The sequence below is a fragment of the Kribbella sp. NPDC031520 genome (assembly GCF_055580825.1).
This window is the reverse complement of sequence record NZ_JBVIKS010000005.1, coordinates 261,204-275,690: the sequence shown is the minus strand read 5'-3', so window position 1 is coordinate 275,690 and position 14,487 is coordinate 261,204. Positions and strand designations below refer to the sequence as shown.

Genomic DNA, 14,487 nt, shown 5'->3' with positions numbered 1-14,487 from the left:
AGCCCCAGAAGAACCCCGCGGTCCGTCCGCGGGGTTCTGTCGGTCCGGCTGGCTACGGTGAGGTCATGAAGTACGTCGTGATGATCTTCCGGAGCGTCGACCGGGTGTGGACCGCGGACGACGACACCGCGCTCGAGCGGCTGATCCAGCTGGAGCGAGAGCTCGCCGAGACCGGCGAGCTCGTCAGCTCCGAAGGGCTGCGCCCACCGGCGGAGGGCCGGATCGTGCAGATCCGGGACGGTCAGCAGGTGGTGACCGACGGACCGTTCGGCGAGGCGAAGGAACAGCTCGCCGGGTTCTACCTCGTCGACGCACGCGACGACGACCACGCGCAGGCCCTTGCCGGGCGGGTCTCGGCCGCGGTCGGCGACCGCGTGGAGCTCCGCGCGACTGTCATCTGATCAGGGATGCCAGACGAACTTCGGTGACCGCTTCTGGGTGAAGGCCTCGATCCCTTCGGCGAGCTCGCCGGACGCGATCGTCTCGCGGTACCGCCGTACCGCTGCCGCGTCCGCGTTGTCGCCGGCCAGCAGGGCGTTCACGGATTCCTTGGCCGAGCGGATCGTCAACTGCGATCGCGACACCAGCGTCTGCGCGAATTCCCCGGCCGCCGCCAGCGGATCGTCGGCGACGCGGTCGACCAGGCCCTTGAACTCGGCCTGGCCGGCGGTCAGCAGTTCGCCGCTGAACAGCAGGTACTTCGTGGTCGCCGGACCGACCAGGTCGAGCAGTACCTTGATCGCGTCCGGCGGATAGACGACGCCGATCCGGGCCGGTGTCACGCCGAAGCTCGCGTCCGGGGCCGCGAACCGGAAGTCGCAGTTCACCGCGATCTCCAGCCCACCGCCGATGCAGTGCCCACGGACGACCGCGACCGTCGGCTTCGGGAACTCCCGCAGCGCCTGCTGTGCCCGCAGGTTCGATTCGCGGAGCTCCGCCATCGGATCGGCCGGGTCGTCGCCCGAGATCAGCTCGCGGATGTCGGCGCCGGCCGAGAAGCTCGGCCCGGCACCGGTCACCAGCAGGACCTTCACGTCGTCGTCCACGGCCAGTCCCGCGAGCAGGCCGGGCAGCTCCGTCCACATCGCGCGGGTCAACGCGTTCCGCTTCGCGGCCCGGTCGATCACGAGCCGCGCGATCACGCCACCTTCGATCCGAAATCCCACCCGCGCAGTCAACCGCACCCACGCCCACCCCGCCGCGCCGTGGGTCACATGGCGTACCGCGTCACGCGGCGACGTCGGTCACCTGGCGGGAGCGGACCTCCAGCACTCATCAACAACCGGCACCGGCCGCTCCTCCCGCTCGACCGCGCACTGAGCGGGCCCCCGAGCAGACTTTGGTGAGTGCTGCAGGTCCGGGTCACGCGGCAGTGCGCTTCGCACGCGTCTTTGCGCGGGCCATTCGGACCAGGTAAGCGGGCGTCGGTGGGACCCAGCCGAGTTGCTGCGCCTGGCCGAGGTCGTCGCGGTTCGCCCAGTGGTCGACGATCTGGCCGCCTTGCACCCGCAGCCAGTGCGACTGCGTGACCGCGAACTCCTTGCCGGTCGGCGGGAACGCGGTGTCCACCTCACCCTCCGGCGTCCACACCACGAACGGCGCGACGTGCCGGCCGCGCATCGTCACGTGCACCGCCACCAAGTTGCCGTCAGCAACAACCTGGTGGATGTCGTACGCCAGCCCTTCGAACGCCGTCCGCAACCACAGCGCGGTCGCGTAGTACCCGGCCGGGCCGCCGACCCGGCACGCCGGCGGCTCGACCCGCCCCTCCCGGTTCACCGCCTCCGGGTGGATCAGCTCGTCGAAGTCGGCCCGTTCCCCGTCGGCCATGATCAGGATGCTGCGGACGGCGAGGTCGCCGGCGTGTGTTGTCGTACTCATCAGGTCCCCCATTTATTAGATACAGTGTGACTGTACCCAAAAGCATCGGATCGGTGATGGCGGAAGTCAAGAGGACGTACGACGCGACTTCGCGGCGCGAGCGCGCCCGGCAGCGGCGCCTCGACGTGGTGGTCGCCGCGCAGGAACTGTTCGACGCGAACGGCTTCCAGGCGACCACGATCAGTGCCGTCGCCCGCCAGGCCGGCGTCTCCGCGGAGAGCATCTACAAGGGCTTCGGCACCAAGGCCGCGCTCGCCAAGGCGGTCTTCGACTACGTCATCGCCGGCGACGACGAGCCGGTCCCGATCGCGGAACGCCCGCAGGTCCAGACGATCCACGACGAACCCGACGTACGGCGGAAGATCCGGCTGTACCTGAGCGGCGCCGTGGAGCGACAGCAACGGTCGGCCCGGGTGCAGATCCTGATCCGGGACGGGCGGCACGGCGACGAGACGCTGCGCGAGACCTGGCAGACGTTGCTCGACGAGCGGCTCACCGGGATGACGATGTTCGGCCGGCACCTGTTCGAGACCGGCGACCTGCGCGCCGGGATCACCCTCGCCGAGGTCGTCGACGTGCTCTGGACGTACATCTCGGTCGAACTGTACGAGCTGCTCGTCCTGCTCCGCGGCTGGTCGCTCGAACGGTACGAGGAGCACCTCGCGACCGTGGTCATCGCGGCGCTGTGCCGACCAAGCGTTTGATCTCGGAACGATCACTTCCGGATAGCGGTCGGATTACGGCGCGGGCGAGCCTGTGGATGTTCGCAATGCGTTAAGACTGGGGGCCGATTCGAACCGGCGCGGTGATCTGTGCTTGACTCCTGCGGTCGATAACGTTTTGGTCTCGGCAGATTGGGTCAACAAAGTGTCAGGTCGACATAGACAGGCGCGGCACCGGCAGTCGCGTGCCAAGGTTCTCCAGCCCGGTATCGCGAAGATGGCGATCCCCGGCGCGGCAGTCGCGATGGTGGCCACCGGTTCGGCCGCGGCCCTGCCCAGCCAGCACGTCCAGCTCGACCCGTCGATCGCCAGCTCGTCCCTGCAGCTGTCGCGCGACACCACGATCAGCCGGGACGCCCTGCGTCCGCCGATCAACCCGAGCACCGCGACGCCGAAGCCGACCGCGTCGCCGTCGGCCAAGCATCTGAAGAAGCAGGCGCCGATCCCGAAGCCGACGTCCGCGAAGACCCGGGCCGCACAGGACCTGCAGGCCGCGGCGCCGAAGGCCACCGGCACGAAGTACACGACCACCGATGTGAACCTGTGGTCGCTGCCACTGACCGGCATCCTGCTGGACGTGCTGCCGAAGGGCACCAAGGTCTCGGTCACCGGCAAGGTCGACGGCCTGTACGCCGAGATCGTGAGCGACGGCAAGTCCCGCTGGGTGAAGTCGCAGTACCTGTCCGCGACCAAGCCGCTCGCCGACGTCGTCGGCACGATCTCGCAGGCGGCCTGCAAGTCCGGCTCCGCGGTGGAGGACGGGTTGACTCCGGACGCGATCCGGGTGCACCGGGCGATCTGCGCGATGTACCCCGACATCACGTCGTACGGCGGTCTGCGGGCCGGCGACACCGGCTCCGAGCACGCGACCGGGCACGCGATCGACATCATGATCAACAGCGCGTCGGAAGGCCAGGCGATCGCCGACTGGCTGAAGGCGAACTACAAGAGGCTCGGCGTCAGCCAGCTGATCTGGGAACAGCACATCTGGACGGTGCAACGCAGCAGCGAGGGCTGGCGCGCGATGCCGGACCGCGGCAGCGCGACCGCGAACCACATGGACCACGTGCACGTCTCCGTGTACGGCAACGTCGGCACGGTCTGATCGTTCGAGGAAGAGCGGCCCAGGGCGGGGACCCGGGCCGCTTTTCTACGGCTCGATGTTCGTGTTCAGGTGGAAGAAGTTCGCCGGGTCGTAGGCGCGCTTCACCTCACGCAGCCGCTGCAGGTCCGCGGCGTCGTACGCGGTGTCCGCGCGGCCCGGGTCGCCGAGGAAGTTCACGAACGTACGGCCCGAGTTCGGCAGCCCGGTGACCTCGCGGTCGATGATCAGCGAGTACGACGCTTCTCGGTGCCCGACCGGTCCGGCGCCGGGGCCCGGGTGCGCCATCGCGCCGCCCCAGTGCCGTACCTCGACGGTCGCGTCCTTGAGTTCGGTGACGACGTCGATGACCTCGTCGGTCAGCGTGTCCAGGAAGTCCAGGTGCCGCGCGGGTGTGCCGCCCATCGCGGCGTCGGCGTACTCGATGGTCGTCAGCTCGCCGGCCAGGCGCGGACCGGCCGTCGCGAAGAGCGGCTTCAGCAGGTGTTCGGCCAGCTCGGCGGGTCCGGCGTACAGGACCTTGATCGCGACCGCGCGCTGTTCGGTGCCGGGGACGCGGGTCAGGACGACGGCGGTGCTCAGGTCGTTCGGGATCGTCGCGGTCCAGTCGCGGTACCGGCGCAGGATCGCGGCGGCGCGGTCGATGCCGTAGTACACGATCCCGGCGTGCACCTGGCGGACCGGGTACACGCGGAACTCGAGCGACGTGACGACGCCGAAGTTGCCGGTGCCGCCGCGGATCGCCCAGAACAGGTCCGGGTGCTGCTCCGCGCTCGCGGTGACGAAGCGGCCGTCCGCAGTGACGAGCTCGGCGCGGATCACGCTGTCGGCCGCGAACCCGTACTTGCGGGCCAGCCAGCCCACGCCGCCGCCGAGCGTGTACCCGGTGACGCCGACGTCGCGGTGCGAACCGGACAGCGGGGCGAGCCCGAACTGCCGCGCGGCATCGAGCACCGCACCCCAGCGGGCACCCGGCGCCACCTTCGCGATCCGCCGCTCCGGGTCGATCAGCACGGTCGTCATCGGCGTGGTCTTCAACAGGATCCCGCCGTCCGCCGGTACCCGCGTCCCGTGCCCGGTCGCCTGCACCGCGATCGGTACGCCGTACTCGCGCGCGGTTCGCACCACCGCCTGTACGTCGGTCCGCGCGTACGCCTCGGCGACCAGGAGTGGACGAGAGTCCACCGCGGGAATCACCGACCGCCGCTGCTCGTCGTACTCCGCCTCCCCCGGCAGGTGCACGGCCCCGTTGAAGCCCGCACCCAACAACCCCGCCACAACGTCCCGAGCACCCGCCACCACAACCTGCGTAGACATCCGCCCACTCCCTCGCCCGTATCAGCTCCTGCTCATACGTCGAAGGAAGACCCCCCGAATAGACACACCCGGCAAACTTTCCCCCAATGCCCCACAACCTCGAGTCAGGCTGGTAGCGGAACAACCTCCAGGCGCTCCAGGTCCGCCAGGATGTCCAGCTCGGTGATCAAGCCGTCTGTCACGGTGAACGCCAGGACGCCCATCAGCCGACCGTTGATTACAGTGATTAGCCCGGGCATGCCGTTGACCGTCGCGACCTGCAGGTGCGGCGCCATCCGGCCGAACATGAGTGCCTGCTCGACAACTGCCTTCGCCCCGCGTACCAGCTTCGACACCGCCGGCCCGGCGTACTGCGCGCTCGCAGCGCCCGCGTCCGCCCGCAGCAGCACCTCCGGGTCGAGCAGCGACAGCAGAGCCTCGAAGTCCCCGCCTCGTGACGCCGCCATGAACGCCTCGACGATCACGCGCTGCCGGCTCACGTCTCCGTCGCCGGCCGGCGCACCCTGCACCCGCCGCCGCGCCCGGCTGGCCAACTGCCGGGTGGCAGCCGGCGACTTGTCCACAATCGTCGCGATCTCGTCGAACCCGACCCCGAACATGTCGTGCAGCACGAACGCCAGCCGCTCAGCCGGCGACAGCGTCTCCAGTACGACGAGCAACGCCAGCCCGATCGCATCCGCCTGAACCGCCTCGTCCTCCGGCCCCAGCTCACCAAGTACCGGATCCGGGACGTACGTGTCCAGCGTGTCCTCCCGCCGCGACTTACGACTGCGCAGCATGTCCAGACACACCCGCGACACCACCGTGGTCAGCCAGCCCGACAGATTGCCGACATCACTCACGTCCGTACGGCTCAACCGCAGCCAGGCCTCCTGTACGGCGTCCTCTGCCTCCGCCAGCGACCCGAGCATCCGGTAGGCGACCGCCCGCAGGTGCCCACGGTTCTCCTCGAACCGCCGCGCCAACTGCTCGTGCTCGTCCACTAATGCCCTCCTCAGAGCCCTGACGGATCAGCCCACCATGATGTGACAGCTGCTCGTGGCCGCGGGCAGAGGGGGTAAGGTCGGGGCATGTTCCTGCGCGCTGGCATGTGGTGGGCCGTCGACTGACGGCCTGATCCGCGCGTACCCCACCCGGCCGTCTCCTGCGAGGCGGCCGTTGTCATGCTCTCCTCGTGGGCGGCCCAGCACCCTGAGGAATGCCGATGGCAACAACGCTCCGGACGTGGTCCGGTCTGATCTCCGCGCTCCTGGCCGGCTCCGACCTGTCGGCGGCGGACACCAGCTGGGCCATGGACCAGCTGGTGCTGGGCGAGGCCTCCCCTGCCCAGATCTCAGGCTTCCTGATCGCGCTGCGCGCCAAGGGCGAGACCGCGGACGAACTCAACGGTCTGGCAGCAGTACTGCGCTCGCACGCAACCCCGGTGCGGATCCGTGGACCCTTTGTGGACATCGTGGGCACCGGCGGTGACCGCACAGGCGCAGCGAACATCTCCACGATGGCAGCCGTAGTCGTCGCCGCCACAGGCATAACCGTGGTCAAACACGGTGGCCGTGCCGCGTCATCGTCGGCAGCCGGCTCGGGCGATCTGGTCGAGCACCTGGGCGTACCACTCGACCTGTCCCCAGAAGAGGCAGCCCAGACCGCCGCTGACGTCGGCCTGACGTACCTGTTCGCCCCGCGCTTCAACCCCGCTCTCCGCCAAGTAGCAGTCGTACGACGCGAGCTGGCCGTCCCTACCGCGTTCAACGTACTCGCACCCCTGCTGAACCCAGCAGATCCGCAGCACCAACTAGTGGGCGTCGCCAACGCCCGTATGCTCCCCGTGCTCGCTGAAGCGCTCGCTAAACAAGGGCGCTCGGCCCTGGTGGCAAGAGGCGACGACGGACTCGACAAGCTCACGACGACTGGTTACTCGCGTGTCTGGGTAGTACACGACGGGTCTATGTCTGAGGTGGTCGTCGACCCACGTTCGCTCGGTCTACGACCGTCCTCACTCGCCGAGCTCCGCGGCGGCGACGCAGCATTCAACGCACGCCTCCTCCGCAGGCTGGTCGACGGAGAGCGCGGACCGGTCCGGGACGTCGTACTGCTCAATGCCGCGGCCGCCGTGGCGACCCTCTCGCTGGAGTCCGGGCTGGAGCAGTTGGCCGACTGTTTCGAGCGATGCCGGGAGGCGGTGGACAGTGGACGTGCTGCGGCAGTACTGGATCGCTGGACCAACCACTCGTTAGCGTTTCGGTGATGACTGGTCACCCGCGAACCGCAGGATGGTGTCGGTTACCAGTTGCGGTTCGCGGAGGCTCGGGAAGTGGTCCACGCCGGGCATCCAGATGAACTCGCAGCCGGGGATACGTGCGGCGGTGCCGCCGGCTACGGCCGCGAGGATCGGGCGGTCCTTGTCGCCGACCATGACGACGGCAGGAGCCTGGATGTCCTGCAGCCGGTCGTAGATGGGCGGATCCGGCTGCAAGTACTCGTCCTGCTCGAACCACGCAGGCACCGCAGCACGCAGCTGAGCGACCACCGCGTCGTCAGAGCCGGCCGCAACCCACTGCCGCAATCCGAACTCCACCAGCCCGTCCACATCCCGCTCGGCCGCGAGTACGTCGTACCGTGCGTCCAGCTCAGGCTCTTCCGGCCAGGGGAACCCAGGTACTCCTGGGCACAACAGCACGAGGCCGTGCGTACGCTCCGGATGCGCGAGCGCGAAACTGAGCGCCGTACCGCCTCCCATCGAGCAGCCGACCAGGAGTACCCGCTCGAGGTCCAGTTGGTCCAGCACAGTCTCCAGGTCCTTCAGCAACGAGAACCGAGTCGTCGGGAGCGGCGACCGGCCGTAGCCGCGGACGTCGTACCGGAGGACGCGTCTGCCGTCGAGCCCTGGCAGCTGGGGGTCCCAAACCCGCAAGTCCCCGATGCCGGGGTGCAGCAACACAATCGGTACGCCACCCCCTGCGCGGTGCTCGGCCCAGACGGTGTCCTGCCCAACCGGAATCGTCAGCTCCATGTCTTCAGCATGCCTGTTCGCAGGTGCCAGTGACGCCCGGCCCTCAGGTGTGCGACGAACGCACGCTGCAGAGTGGTCTCTTGCGGTACGGCAGCAAGGTCCTGCTCCGGCAGATGCAAGCCAAGGCGCATCAGCTCACGGTCGCCCTCAGTCGGGTCCTCACCAGGCAGATACGGAAGGAGGTCAAAGCGGCTCTGGAAGCGGAGGATGTTGGACTCAGGGCGGAGGTATTCGGCCAGCTGCGGGTCGAGAAGCCAGGAGTGGCAAACGAGTCCAGCCAGCGGCTCTTCCGGGTACCACTGCCTGAAGTACTCCACCGCGGCCGCAACAGACTCCTCCGATTCCTGGCCGTCCAACGGTCCTATCGGCGGGATGTGCATCGACAGCACGTGGCCGGACACACCGTCCCCAAGACCCATCTGCGTACGCGTGAACGCGTGCCGCCCGATCTCGAAGTCCGCACCTCGGAAACGCAGCGGTGGACTCCACAGCGGCATTAGCCCCACGCCCGGGCGCCCGTGGATGTGCCGGTGCGTCCCCATCACTCCGCCCAGCGCAGACACCGTCGCCACGGTAACCGACTCCGGCACGCCGCGCTGCGCGTGCAACTCACGCAACCGAGGCAGGCTCGCCAGCAAGGCCCACGCAGCAGCGAACAGTCCGGTCGGTGAGGGGTCCTCCGGCACGGTCGGCCAGCTTGTGAAGCCTGTGGGCGGTATGGCGAGGTCCAGATCGCGCTCGACCTCAGCAGCCAGCGCAGACGTGATCGCCCACCACTCCGGGTCCCTGTGCGGATCCGGGCGAGCGGCCAGCATCTCGCGACGATCCGCCTCGACGACCCCGCAGTACTCCATCAGTTCTTCGGCGTCCTCGGGGAGCTCCGGTCCGGTGCCCAAGCCCTTGAAGCGCATCTGGTCCTGCTCTGAGAAGCCCACCTGTTTCGCTGCACTCATCGCATCCATGATTCGAGCCCACCACGGGCCGGGCGGCTTGCGCACGACTTTTGTGTCGGAGCTCACTACTAGGCTCCTCGCGACAGCTACCGAAGGAGCAGGCATGGCGAAGTTCGGACCGTCCGACGAGTTGCAAGGGGCGGAGTTCACCGAGGCGAATCTGAAGGGGGCGCGGTTCGTCGAGTGCGACCTGAGCGGGGTGCTGATGCGGGGCGTCGACATCCAGGGCACCGACATCGACGCGCCGTGGCTCGGTGAGGCCGGGGCCAGCCTGAAGATCAACGGCGTCGAGGTCGCGCCGTACGTCCAAGCCGAGCTCGACCGGCAGTTCCCCGGCCGCGCCGACCGCCGCGCCGAGGACCCGGACGGCCTCCGCGCCGCGTGGGCCGCGCTCGAACGGATCTGGGCCACCGCCCACGATCGGGTCGCGACCATGCCCGAGGGCACCGTGGACGTGTCGGTCGACGGCGAGTGGTCGTGGGCGCAGACCCAGCGTCACCTCGTACACGCCACCGACATGTGGTTCGGCCGCAGCATCCTCGAACGCGAGGACTTCCACCCGCTCGGCCTGGGCCACACCGCGGACCCGTCACAGTCAGAGCCCAACCCACCGTCGTACGCCGAGGTTCTGGAGGCCCGCGCCGGCCGGGTCGCCATGGTCCGCGACTACCTCGCCACGGTCACCCCGGCCGACCTCGACACCCCCCGCAAGAACCCCCACGGCGGCTCCAACCCCGAGACCACCAGATCCTGCCTACACGTAATCCTCGAAGAAGAATGGGAGCACTACCGCTTCGCCACCCGAGACCTCAACACCATCGCCGCCACCCGCGCCGAGGACTGAGCGGAGGGCGTGGGATTCGAACCCACGATGACGGTCACCCGCCATACCGGTTTTCAAGACCAGCGCACTCGGCCACTATGCGAGCCCTCCTCGGCGGTTGCCGCCGACGGTTGAGGATAGCGCAGGCTGGGTGGGCGGAAACGGTGTGCGGGGAGCGGACGCGGTCGGTACGGTGTGCGCAGCGGCGGAGGGCGTCGCTGGGTACGGACGGAGGTGGGAGCAATGTCTACGTCGTTCGAGGACATGGCACACACCGTCCGGTCGGCGCACTGAGCGACTGACCGGGCGGACCGCCGGCTGCGGACAGCCGGTGTTCCGTTGTTCCGTCATGCCCTCAGGAGTTCAGATGCGTTCCCTCGGTGCGTACGTCGTTCCGTCCGAGCTCGGACCCGACTTCCGCAAGATCTTCCCGGCCTCGATCATCTCCAACCTCGGCGACGGCGCCATGCTCGCCGCTGGGCCGCTGCTCGTCGCCTCGATCACCACCGAACCGGCGGCTGTTGGCGCCGCCGCGTTCGTCCAGCAACTGCCCTGGCTGCTGTTCGCACTGTTCAGTGGCGTACTGGTCGACCGGCTCGACCGACGACTGATGATCGTTGCCGCTGACACCTTTCGTGCTGTGGTACTGGCTGCGCTCGGCGCCGCCGTTCTGCTCGACACTGCACCGCTGTGGGCGGTGTACGCCGCGCTGTTCCTGCTGGGTACCGCGGAAACCCTTGCAGACAACGCATCCGGCGCACTGCTCGTCAGCGCCGTACCGAAGCAGCACCTCGGCAAGGCGAACGCACGGCTGTTCGCCAGCGGCACGGTGCTTCAGCTGCTAGGAGGACCACCGCTAGGGGCATTGCTGTTCGCTGCAGGCGCCGGTGTGCCGCTGGTGTTCGACGCGGTCACGTTCGCCGCGGCGGCGACCCTCATCGCGCGGGTCGCCGTACGGCCGCCGCTGCCCGACCGGTCCACTCGTTCAGCAATGTCGAGCGAGGTGCGGGAGGGCATCCGGTGGCTCTGGCGGCACTCTGGCGTTCGTACGTTGGCCCTCTCGATTCTGGTCATGAACATCACGTTCGGTGCCGCTTTCGCGACGTGGGTGCTGTTCGCGCGCGAGCGGCTCGGGCTGACGGACACACAGTTCGGTCTGCTCGTGTCCGTCGGCGCAGTGGGCGGTGTGCTCGGCATGCCGACGTACCACTTCCTTGAACCACGCGTGGGCCCAGTGATGCTGTTGCGCGTCGGGCTGGTCATCGAGACGACGGTCCACCTCATCCTGGCGCTCACACGGAACCCGTGGGTCGCTGGTGCCACCATGGCCGTCTTCGGTGTCCACGCGGTGGTGTGGGGCATTGTCTCGACTACAACGCGTCAGCTGGTCACACCGGACAAGCTGATGGGCAGGGTGAACAGCGTGTACCTGCTGGCCTCAGTGGGCGGTGCTGCGGTCGGCTCTGCGCTCGGAGGTGTACTGGCGCAGCGGTTCGGTCTGGCCGCGCCGTTCGCGATCGCCTTCGTGGCGATGGTGGTGACGACAGCGGTCGCCTGGCGTCCGCTGCGACACGTTGCGGTACGAAAGGTACCCGCGACGGACTGAAATCGGTTGGAATGGGCTGGCGAGCGCTTGCTAGGGTTCGCCAGCCGCCGACGAAGACCGATGGGAGAGGTTTGCCATGCCCGCAGCCACCTCGCTCGGTCTGCCGAACGTCCGCGGCCGGGTACCGCTGCTCGCCGGGCTGGCGATCGACTCGTTCGGCGGCGGCTGCGCCGGGCCGCTCCTGCTCCTGTACTTCAACAAGGTCGCGCACATCCCGCTCGGGACCGCCGGCGTGATGCTGACCGTCGCGACGCTGTTCTCGATCGCCGCACCGGCCGGCGTCGGTGTGATCATCGACCGGGTCGGTCCGCGGAACATCGTTGTCGCCGCGCAGTTCGGCCAGGGGCTGGCGTTCACGGGCTTCTTCCTCGGACGGTCGGAGTGGCTGCTGTTCCTGTGCTCGCTGGTGATGGCCACTGGGCAGCGGGTGTTCTGGTCGGCGATCTTCAGCCTGCTCGCGGACGTGGCCGACGAGGGCGAGCGGGACAAGTGGTTCGGGCTCGGCGGCATGATGCAGGCCGGCGGTCTGGCACTTGGAGCGCTCGCGGCCGGCTGGCTGCTGGCGATCGGCGGCGACGGGCCGTTCCTGATCGCGATGGCGGTGAACGCAGCGAGCTTCTACCTTGCCGGAGTGCTCCTCCTGCGGCTGCACCCGTCGCATCACGAGCGGACGAACCCGGACAGCGGACCTGCACCTTTGCTGCGCAAGGACCGCACTTTCGTGGTACTGATCGGCGCCAACACGGCGCTGGCGCTCTGCACGATGATGCTCGGCGTCGGCCTGCCGGTTTACGTCACCGAGGCGCTGACAGTGCCCAAGTGGCTGGTCGGTGTACTCATCGCGGCGACGTCTGTCGTACTGGCGACCGGTCAGACGCTCGTCGTACGGCACACCGAGCAGAGGCGCCGTACGAACGTCATGGTGGTCGCCGGGATCACGTACGCGGCCTGGGCGCTGCTGATGGCGCTGCAGGTGCACATCCCGGGCGGGTGGGTTGTGCCGGTGCTGGTCCTCGCGACTGCCTGCTACGCCTTCGCAGACGTGCTGCATGCGGCGACCAACAATGCATTGTCAGCGGCGATCTCGCCGGAGATCGGGCGGGGGAAGTACCTGTCGTACTGGCAGTACTCGTTCACCTTCTCGAGCGTGCTCGCGCCGGGGTTCTTCACGCAACTCTTCGAGGTGCACCACGACCTGCCATGGGTCGCGCTCGCGGTCCTCGCGCTGATCGCTAGCCTGACGATCTACGTACTCGCCAGGGTCGCTCCGCGACTGAGCTCGGGGCGGATCTGAACGCTGGTTCCTGACTCGTCAGGATGCGTTGCATGTCGTCGAACATCTGTTCTAATGTTGGCTCAGTTCGCGGTTCTCCACCCGGATTGTCCGATGGACCGAGCCTCCCACCTCGACGTGGACGGCCCGGAGGACACCGCCGCCCGGGTTGTGAGGGCCCGGGCTGTGGAGATTCCGCACACTTCGTCTGGTACACGCTGTAGGAGGTCAATTTACGAGAGGACACCGACAGATGCTGATGGAACACCGCGGCCGTCGACCGGTCGTGCCCGCATCCGCGTACGTCGCCCCATCGGCCGTGCTCTGCGGCGCCGTCGTCCTCGGCGAAGGCAGCAGAGTCCTGCACGGTGCGGTGCTGACCGCGGAGAACGGCGAGGTCAGGCTCGGCGAGAACAGCGTGGTGATGGAGAACGCCCTGGTGCGCGGCCGGGCCGACCATCCCGCGGTGATCGGCGACGCGGTCCTGGTAGGTCCCCATGCACACGTGAACGGCGCCACGGTCGAGGACGAGGTCTTCATCGCCACGGGCGCCGCGTTGTTCCCCGGCTCCGTCGCCTGCGCAGGCGCCGAGCTCCGGATCAACAGCGTGCTGCACGTGAACTCGCGACTGGCAGCAGGCACGGTCCTCCCGATCGGATGGATCGCCGCCGGCGACCCCGCGCAGCTCTTCTCCCCGGACCGGCACGAGGAGCTGTGGCAGGTCCAACGCGAACTGGACTTCCCCGGAACCGTGTACGGCGTGCCACGTGGGACGTCGATGCGCGACATCATGGCGCGGCAGTCGGACTACTACGGTGCGCACGTCACGGATCGCGAGGTGGACCCGGGCTGAGCTTCTCGAGTTCGAACCGGCGGAGCTGGGCGGGAGAGGAACCCGCACAGGTCAGGCGGGCATCGACGGTATCGAGGTGTGCCGACACCTCGACGGTGACGGTGCCGTTGGTGGATGCGAGGAGGATCCGCCAGCGGTGCGCGGAGAGCGCTTGGACGCGCCACGGAAGGAGGTTGCCAACAGCAAGCGAATACCCGGCCGCACGAGCGAACTCCTGCGCGGCTTGTACCGGCGGGACGAACGCCCCTGATCCACGGAGGAGATCGGGAACGACGTCACCGTCGTCGTACCGCCGCGCGACCTCGAGAGCCCGCGTCGGTGTGACATGCCCGTAGAACAAGGCGTGCGGCAACACGACCACGTTCGCCGCGAACCGATCACCACCGATATGACTGCACTCCCAGGCCCGCTCCGGGTACACGGCGGTGAGAGCCGCCGCCACCGGACGTCCCCGGACAGCGCAGCAAGCGTCGTGCCGCCCATGCGTGCAGACGAGATACACCGGCTCGCTGCTCGGCGTACCCAACCGACCCACCGCCACCGGCTCGCGCGCGTCGTCGAGGACGTCGAGCAGGTGCTCGCGTGCGTTGTCGAGGACGTCCAGTAGTTGTTCGTCCGTCGGTAGTTCGCCCCAGCGGACGGCCTCCCGGCCTGGGCGGGAGTCGACCAGGCCCCAGCGGCAGGGTTGCGTGCGGTCGACTCGGCCGTAGCGACGGATCAGTACCGGGCGGATGCCTAAAGCTCGACAGCGGCGCGCTACCTCGTCGCCCAGCGAAGAAAGGGAGGTCAGGGCTTGGCGGGGCCAGGGAGTGCGGGACTCGATGAGCAGCCAGCGTTCGGCGGGTGGGGCGGTGGCGGTCAGGGAGTCGTGGCGGAGGTCGGCCTGGGCTGCACAGCCGGTTTCCGGGCGGTACCTGACGTCCACAGCACCTCAGCTTCAACTAACA

Annotated in this window: 15 protein-coding genes and 1 tRNA gene; 8 read left to right on the top strand and 8 right to left on the bottom strand. The window is 68.5% G+C overall.

Annotated elements, in window-relative coordinates:
• The first annotated feature begins 65 nt into the window (after positions 1-65).
• Positions 66-401, top strand: coding sequence for a YciI family protein (locus ACZ5BU_RS26555; RefSeq protein WP_465703134.1), 336 nt, complete (start codon positions 66-68; stop codon positions 399-401).
• Here the strand turns inward: ACZ5BU_RS26555 and ACZ5BU_RS26550 are convergent, their stop codons facing one another.
• Positions 402-1,166 carry an enoyl-CoA hydratase/isomerase family protein gene (locus ACZ5BU_RS26550; protein ID WP_465703133.1) on the bottom strand — a complete coding sequence of 255 codons (765 nt, stop codon included), beginning with the start codon at positions 1,164-1,166 and terminating at the stop codon, positions 402-404.
• A 196-nt stretch (positions 1,167-1,362) separates the two neighbouring features.
• Complete coding sequence (locus ACZ5BU_RS26545) at positions 1,363-1,881, bottom strand: ester cyclase (RefSeq protein ID WP_465703132.1); 519 nt, start codon at positions 1,879-1,881, stop codon at positions 1,363-1,365.
• A gap of 56 nt (positions 1,882-1,937) precedes the next feature.
• Here ACZ5BU_RS26545 and ACZ5BU_RS26540 point away from each other — a divergent pair, with 56 nt between their 5' ends.
• Both ACZ5BU_RS26540 and ACZ5BU_RS26535 read left to right on the top strand, forming a co-directional pair.
• Entirely contained in the window at positions 1,938-2,585 is a 648-nt protein-coding gene (locus ACZ5BU_RS26540) for a TetR/AcrR family transcriptional regulator (protein ID WP_465703131.1), read from the top strand.
• A gap of 163 nt (positions 2,586-2,748) precedes the next feature.
• Positions 2,749-3,708 carry a VldE C-terminal domain-containing protein gene (locus tag ACZ5BU_RS26535; protein WP_465703130.1) on the top strand — a complete coding sequence of 320 codons (960 nt, stop codon included), beginning with the start codon at positions 2,749-2,751 and terminating at the stop codon, positions 3,706-3,708.
• Positions 3,709-3,753: 45 nt separating this feature from the next.
• Here the strand turns inward: ACZ5BU_RS26535 and ACZ5BU_RS26530 are convergent, their stop codons facing one another.
• Both ACZ5BU_RS26530 and ACZ5BU_RS26525 read right to left on the bottom strand, forming a co-directional pair.
• Positions 3,754-5,022: an FAD-binding oxidoreductase gene (locus ACZ5BU_RS26530; protein ID WP_465703129.1), complete on the bottom strand. Its 1,269-nt coding sequence runs from the start codon at positions 5,020-5,022 to the stop codon at positions 3,754-3,756.
• A 104-nt stretch (positions 5,023-5,126) separates the two neighbouring features.
• Positions 5,127-6,005, bottom strand: coding sequence for a sigma-70 family RNA polymerase sigma factor (locus ACZ5BU_RS26525; protein WP_465703128.1), 879 nt, complete (start codon positions 6,003-6,005; stop codon positions 5,127-5,129).
• Positions 6,006-6,226: 221 nt separating this feature from the next.
• Between ACZ5BU_RS26525 and trpD the strand changes: the two genes are divergently transcribed.
• Positions 6,227-7,267: an anthranilate phosphoribosyltransferase gene (gene trpD / locus ACZ5BU_RS26520; protein ID WP_465703127.1), complete on the top strand. Its 1,041-nt coding sequence runs from the start codon at positions 6,227-6,229 to the stop codon at positions 7,265-7,267.
• Here trpD and ACZ5BU_RS26515 read toward each other — a convergent pair.
• Both ACZ5BU_RS26515 and ACZ5BU_RS26510 read right to left on the bottom strand, forming a co-directional pair.
• Positions 7,253-8,032 carry an alpha/beta fold hydrolase gene (locus tag ACZ5BU_RS26515; protein ID WP_465703126.1) on the bottom strand — a complete coding sequence of 260 codons (780 nt, stop codon included), beginning with the start codon at positions 8,030-8,032 and terminating at the stop codon, positions 7,253-7,255. The two genes, trpD and ACZ5BU_RS26515, sit on opposite strands and share 15 nt — an antisense overlap.
• Positions 8,023-9,051 carry an acyltransferase domain-containing protein gene (locus ACZ5BU_RS26510; protein WP_465703125.1) on the bottom strand — a complete coding sequence of 343 codons (1,029 nt, stop codon included), beginning with the start codon at positions 9,049-9,051 and terminating at the stop codon, positions 8,023-8,025. The genes ACZ5BU_RS26515 and ACZ5BU_RS26510 overlap by 10 nt, the downstream gene beginning before the upstream one ends.
• A 37-nt stretch (positions 9,052-9,088) precedes the next feature.
• Here ACZ5BU_RS26510 and ACZ5BU_RS26505 point away from each other — a divergent pair, with 37 nt between their 5' ends.
• Positions 9,089-9,829 (top strand): DinB family protein, encoded by a 741-nt coding sequence (locus tag ACZ5BU_RS26505; protein ID WP_465703124.1) that lies wholly within the window; start codon positions 9,089-9,091, stop codon positions 9,827-9,829.
• Between the two features lies 1 nt (position 9,830).
• Here ACZ5BU_RS26505 and ACZ5BU_RS26500 read toward each other — a convergent pair.
• A tRNA-Ser gene (locus ACZ5BU_RS26500) sits at positions 9,831-9,919 on the bottom strand.
• A 256-nt stretch (positions 9,920-10,175) separates the two neighbouring features.
• Here ACZ5BU_RS26500 and ACZ5BU_RS26495 point away from each other — a divergent pair.
• From ACZ5BU_RS26495 to ACZ5BU_RS26485, 3 genes are all read left to right on the top strand, one after another.
• Positions 10,176-11,414, top strand: coding sequence for an MFS transporter (locus tag ACZ5BU_RS26495; RefSeq protein WP_465703123.1), 1,239 nt, complete (start codon positions 10,176-10,178; stop codon positions 11,412-11,414).
• A gap of 76 nt (positions 11,415-11,490) precedes the next feature.
• Entirely contained in the window at positions 11,491-12,708 is a 1,218-nt protein-coding gene (locus tag ACZ5BU_RS26490; protein WP_465703122.1) for an MFS transporter, read from the top strand.
• Positions 12,709-12,940: 232 nt separating this feature from the next.
• Positions 12,941-13,540 (top strand): gamma carbonic anhydrase family protein, encoded by a 600-nt coding sequence (locus tag ACZ5BU_RS26485; protein WP_465703121.1) that lies wholly within the window; start codon positions 12,941-12,943, stop codon positions 13,538-13,540.
• Here the strand turns inward: ACZ5BU_RS26485 and ACZ5BU_RS26480 are convergent.
• Positions 13,512-14,465 carry a sucrase ferredoxin gene (locus ACZ5BU_RS26480; protein ID WP_465703120.1) on the bottom strand — a complete coding sequence of 318 codons (954 nt, stop codon included), beginning with the start codon at positions 14,463-14,465 and terminating at the stop codon, positions 13,512-13,514. The two genes, ACZ5BU_RS26485 and ACZ5BU_RS26480, sit on opposite strands and share 29 nt — an antisense overlap.
• Between the last annotated feature and the right edge of the window lie 22 nt (positions 14,466-14,487).

What these genes read in the sequence shown, in the direction of transcription:
- ACZ5BU_RS26555 (WP_465703134.1), top strand. Translation starts at nt 66, where the DNA reads ATGAAGTACGTCGTGATGATCTTCCGGAGCGTCGACCGGGTGTGGACC.
- ACZ5BU_RS26545 (WP_465703132.1), bottom strand. Translation starts at nt 1,881, where the DNA reads ATGAGTACGACAACACACGCCGGCGACCTCGCCGTCCGCAGCATCCTG.
- ACZ5BU_RS26540 (WP_465703131.1), top strand. Translation starts at nt 1,938, where the DNA reads ATGGCGGAAGTCAAGAGGACGTACGACGCGACTTCGCGGCGCGAGCGC.
- ACZ5BU_RS26530 (WP_465703129.1), bottom strand. Translation starts at nt 5,022, where the DNA reads ATGTCTACGCAGGTTGTGGTGGCGGGTGCTCGGGACGTTGTGGCGGGG.
- trpD (WP_465703127.1), top strand. Translation starts at nt 6,227, where the DNA reads ATGGCAACAACGCTCCGGACGTGGTCCGGTCTGATCTCCGCGCTCCTG.
- ACZ5BU_RS26515 (WP_465703126.1), bottom strand. Translation starts at nt 8,032, where the DNA reads ATGGAGCTGACGATTCCGGTTGGGCAGGACACCGTCTGGGCCGAGCAC.
- ACZ5BU_RS26505 (WP_465703124.1), top strand. Translation starts at nt 9,089, where the DNA reads ATGGCGAAGTTCGGACCGTCCGACGAGTTGCAAGGGGCGGAGTTCACC.
- ACZ5BU_RS26495 (WP_465703123.1), top strand. Translation starts at nt 10,176, where the DNA reads ATGCGTTCCCTCGGTGCGTACGTCGTTCCGTCCGAGCTCGGACCCGAC.
- ACZ5BU_RS26490 (WP_465703122.1), top strand. Translation starts at nt 11,491, where the DNA reads ATGCCCGCAGCCACCTCGCTCGGTCTGCCGAACGTCCGCGGCCGGGTA.
- ACZ5BU_RS26485 (WP_465703121.1), top strand. Translation starts at nt 12,941, where the DNA reads ATGCTGATGGAACACCGCGGCCGTCGACCGGTCGTGCCCGCATCCGCG.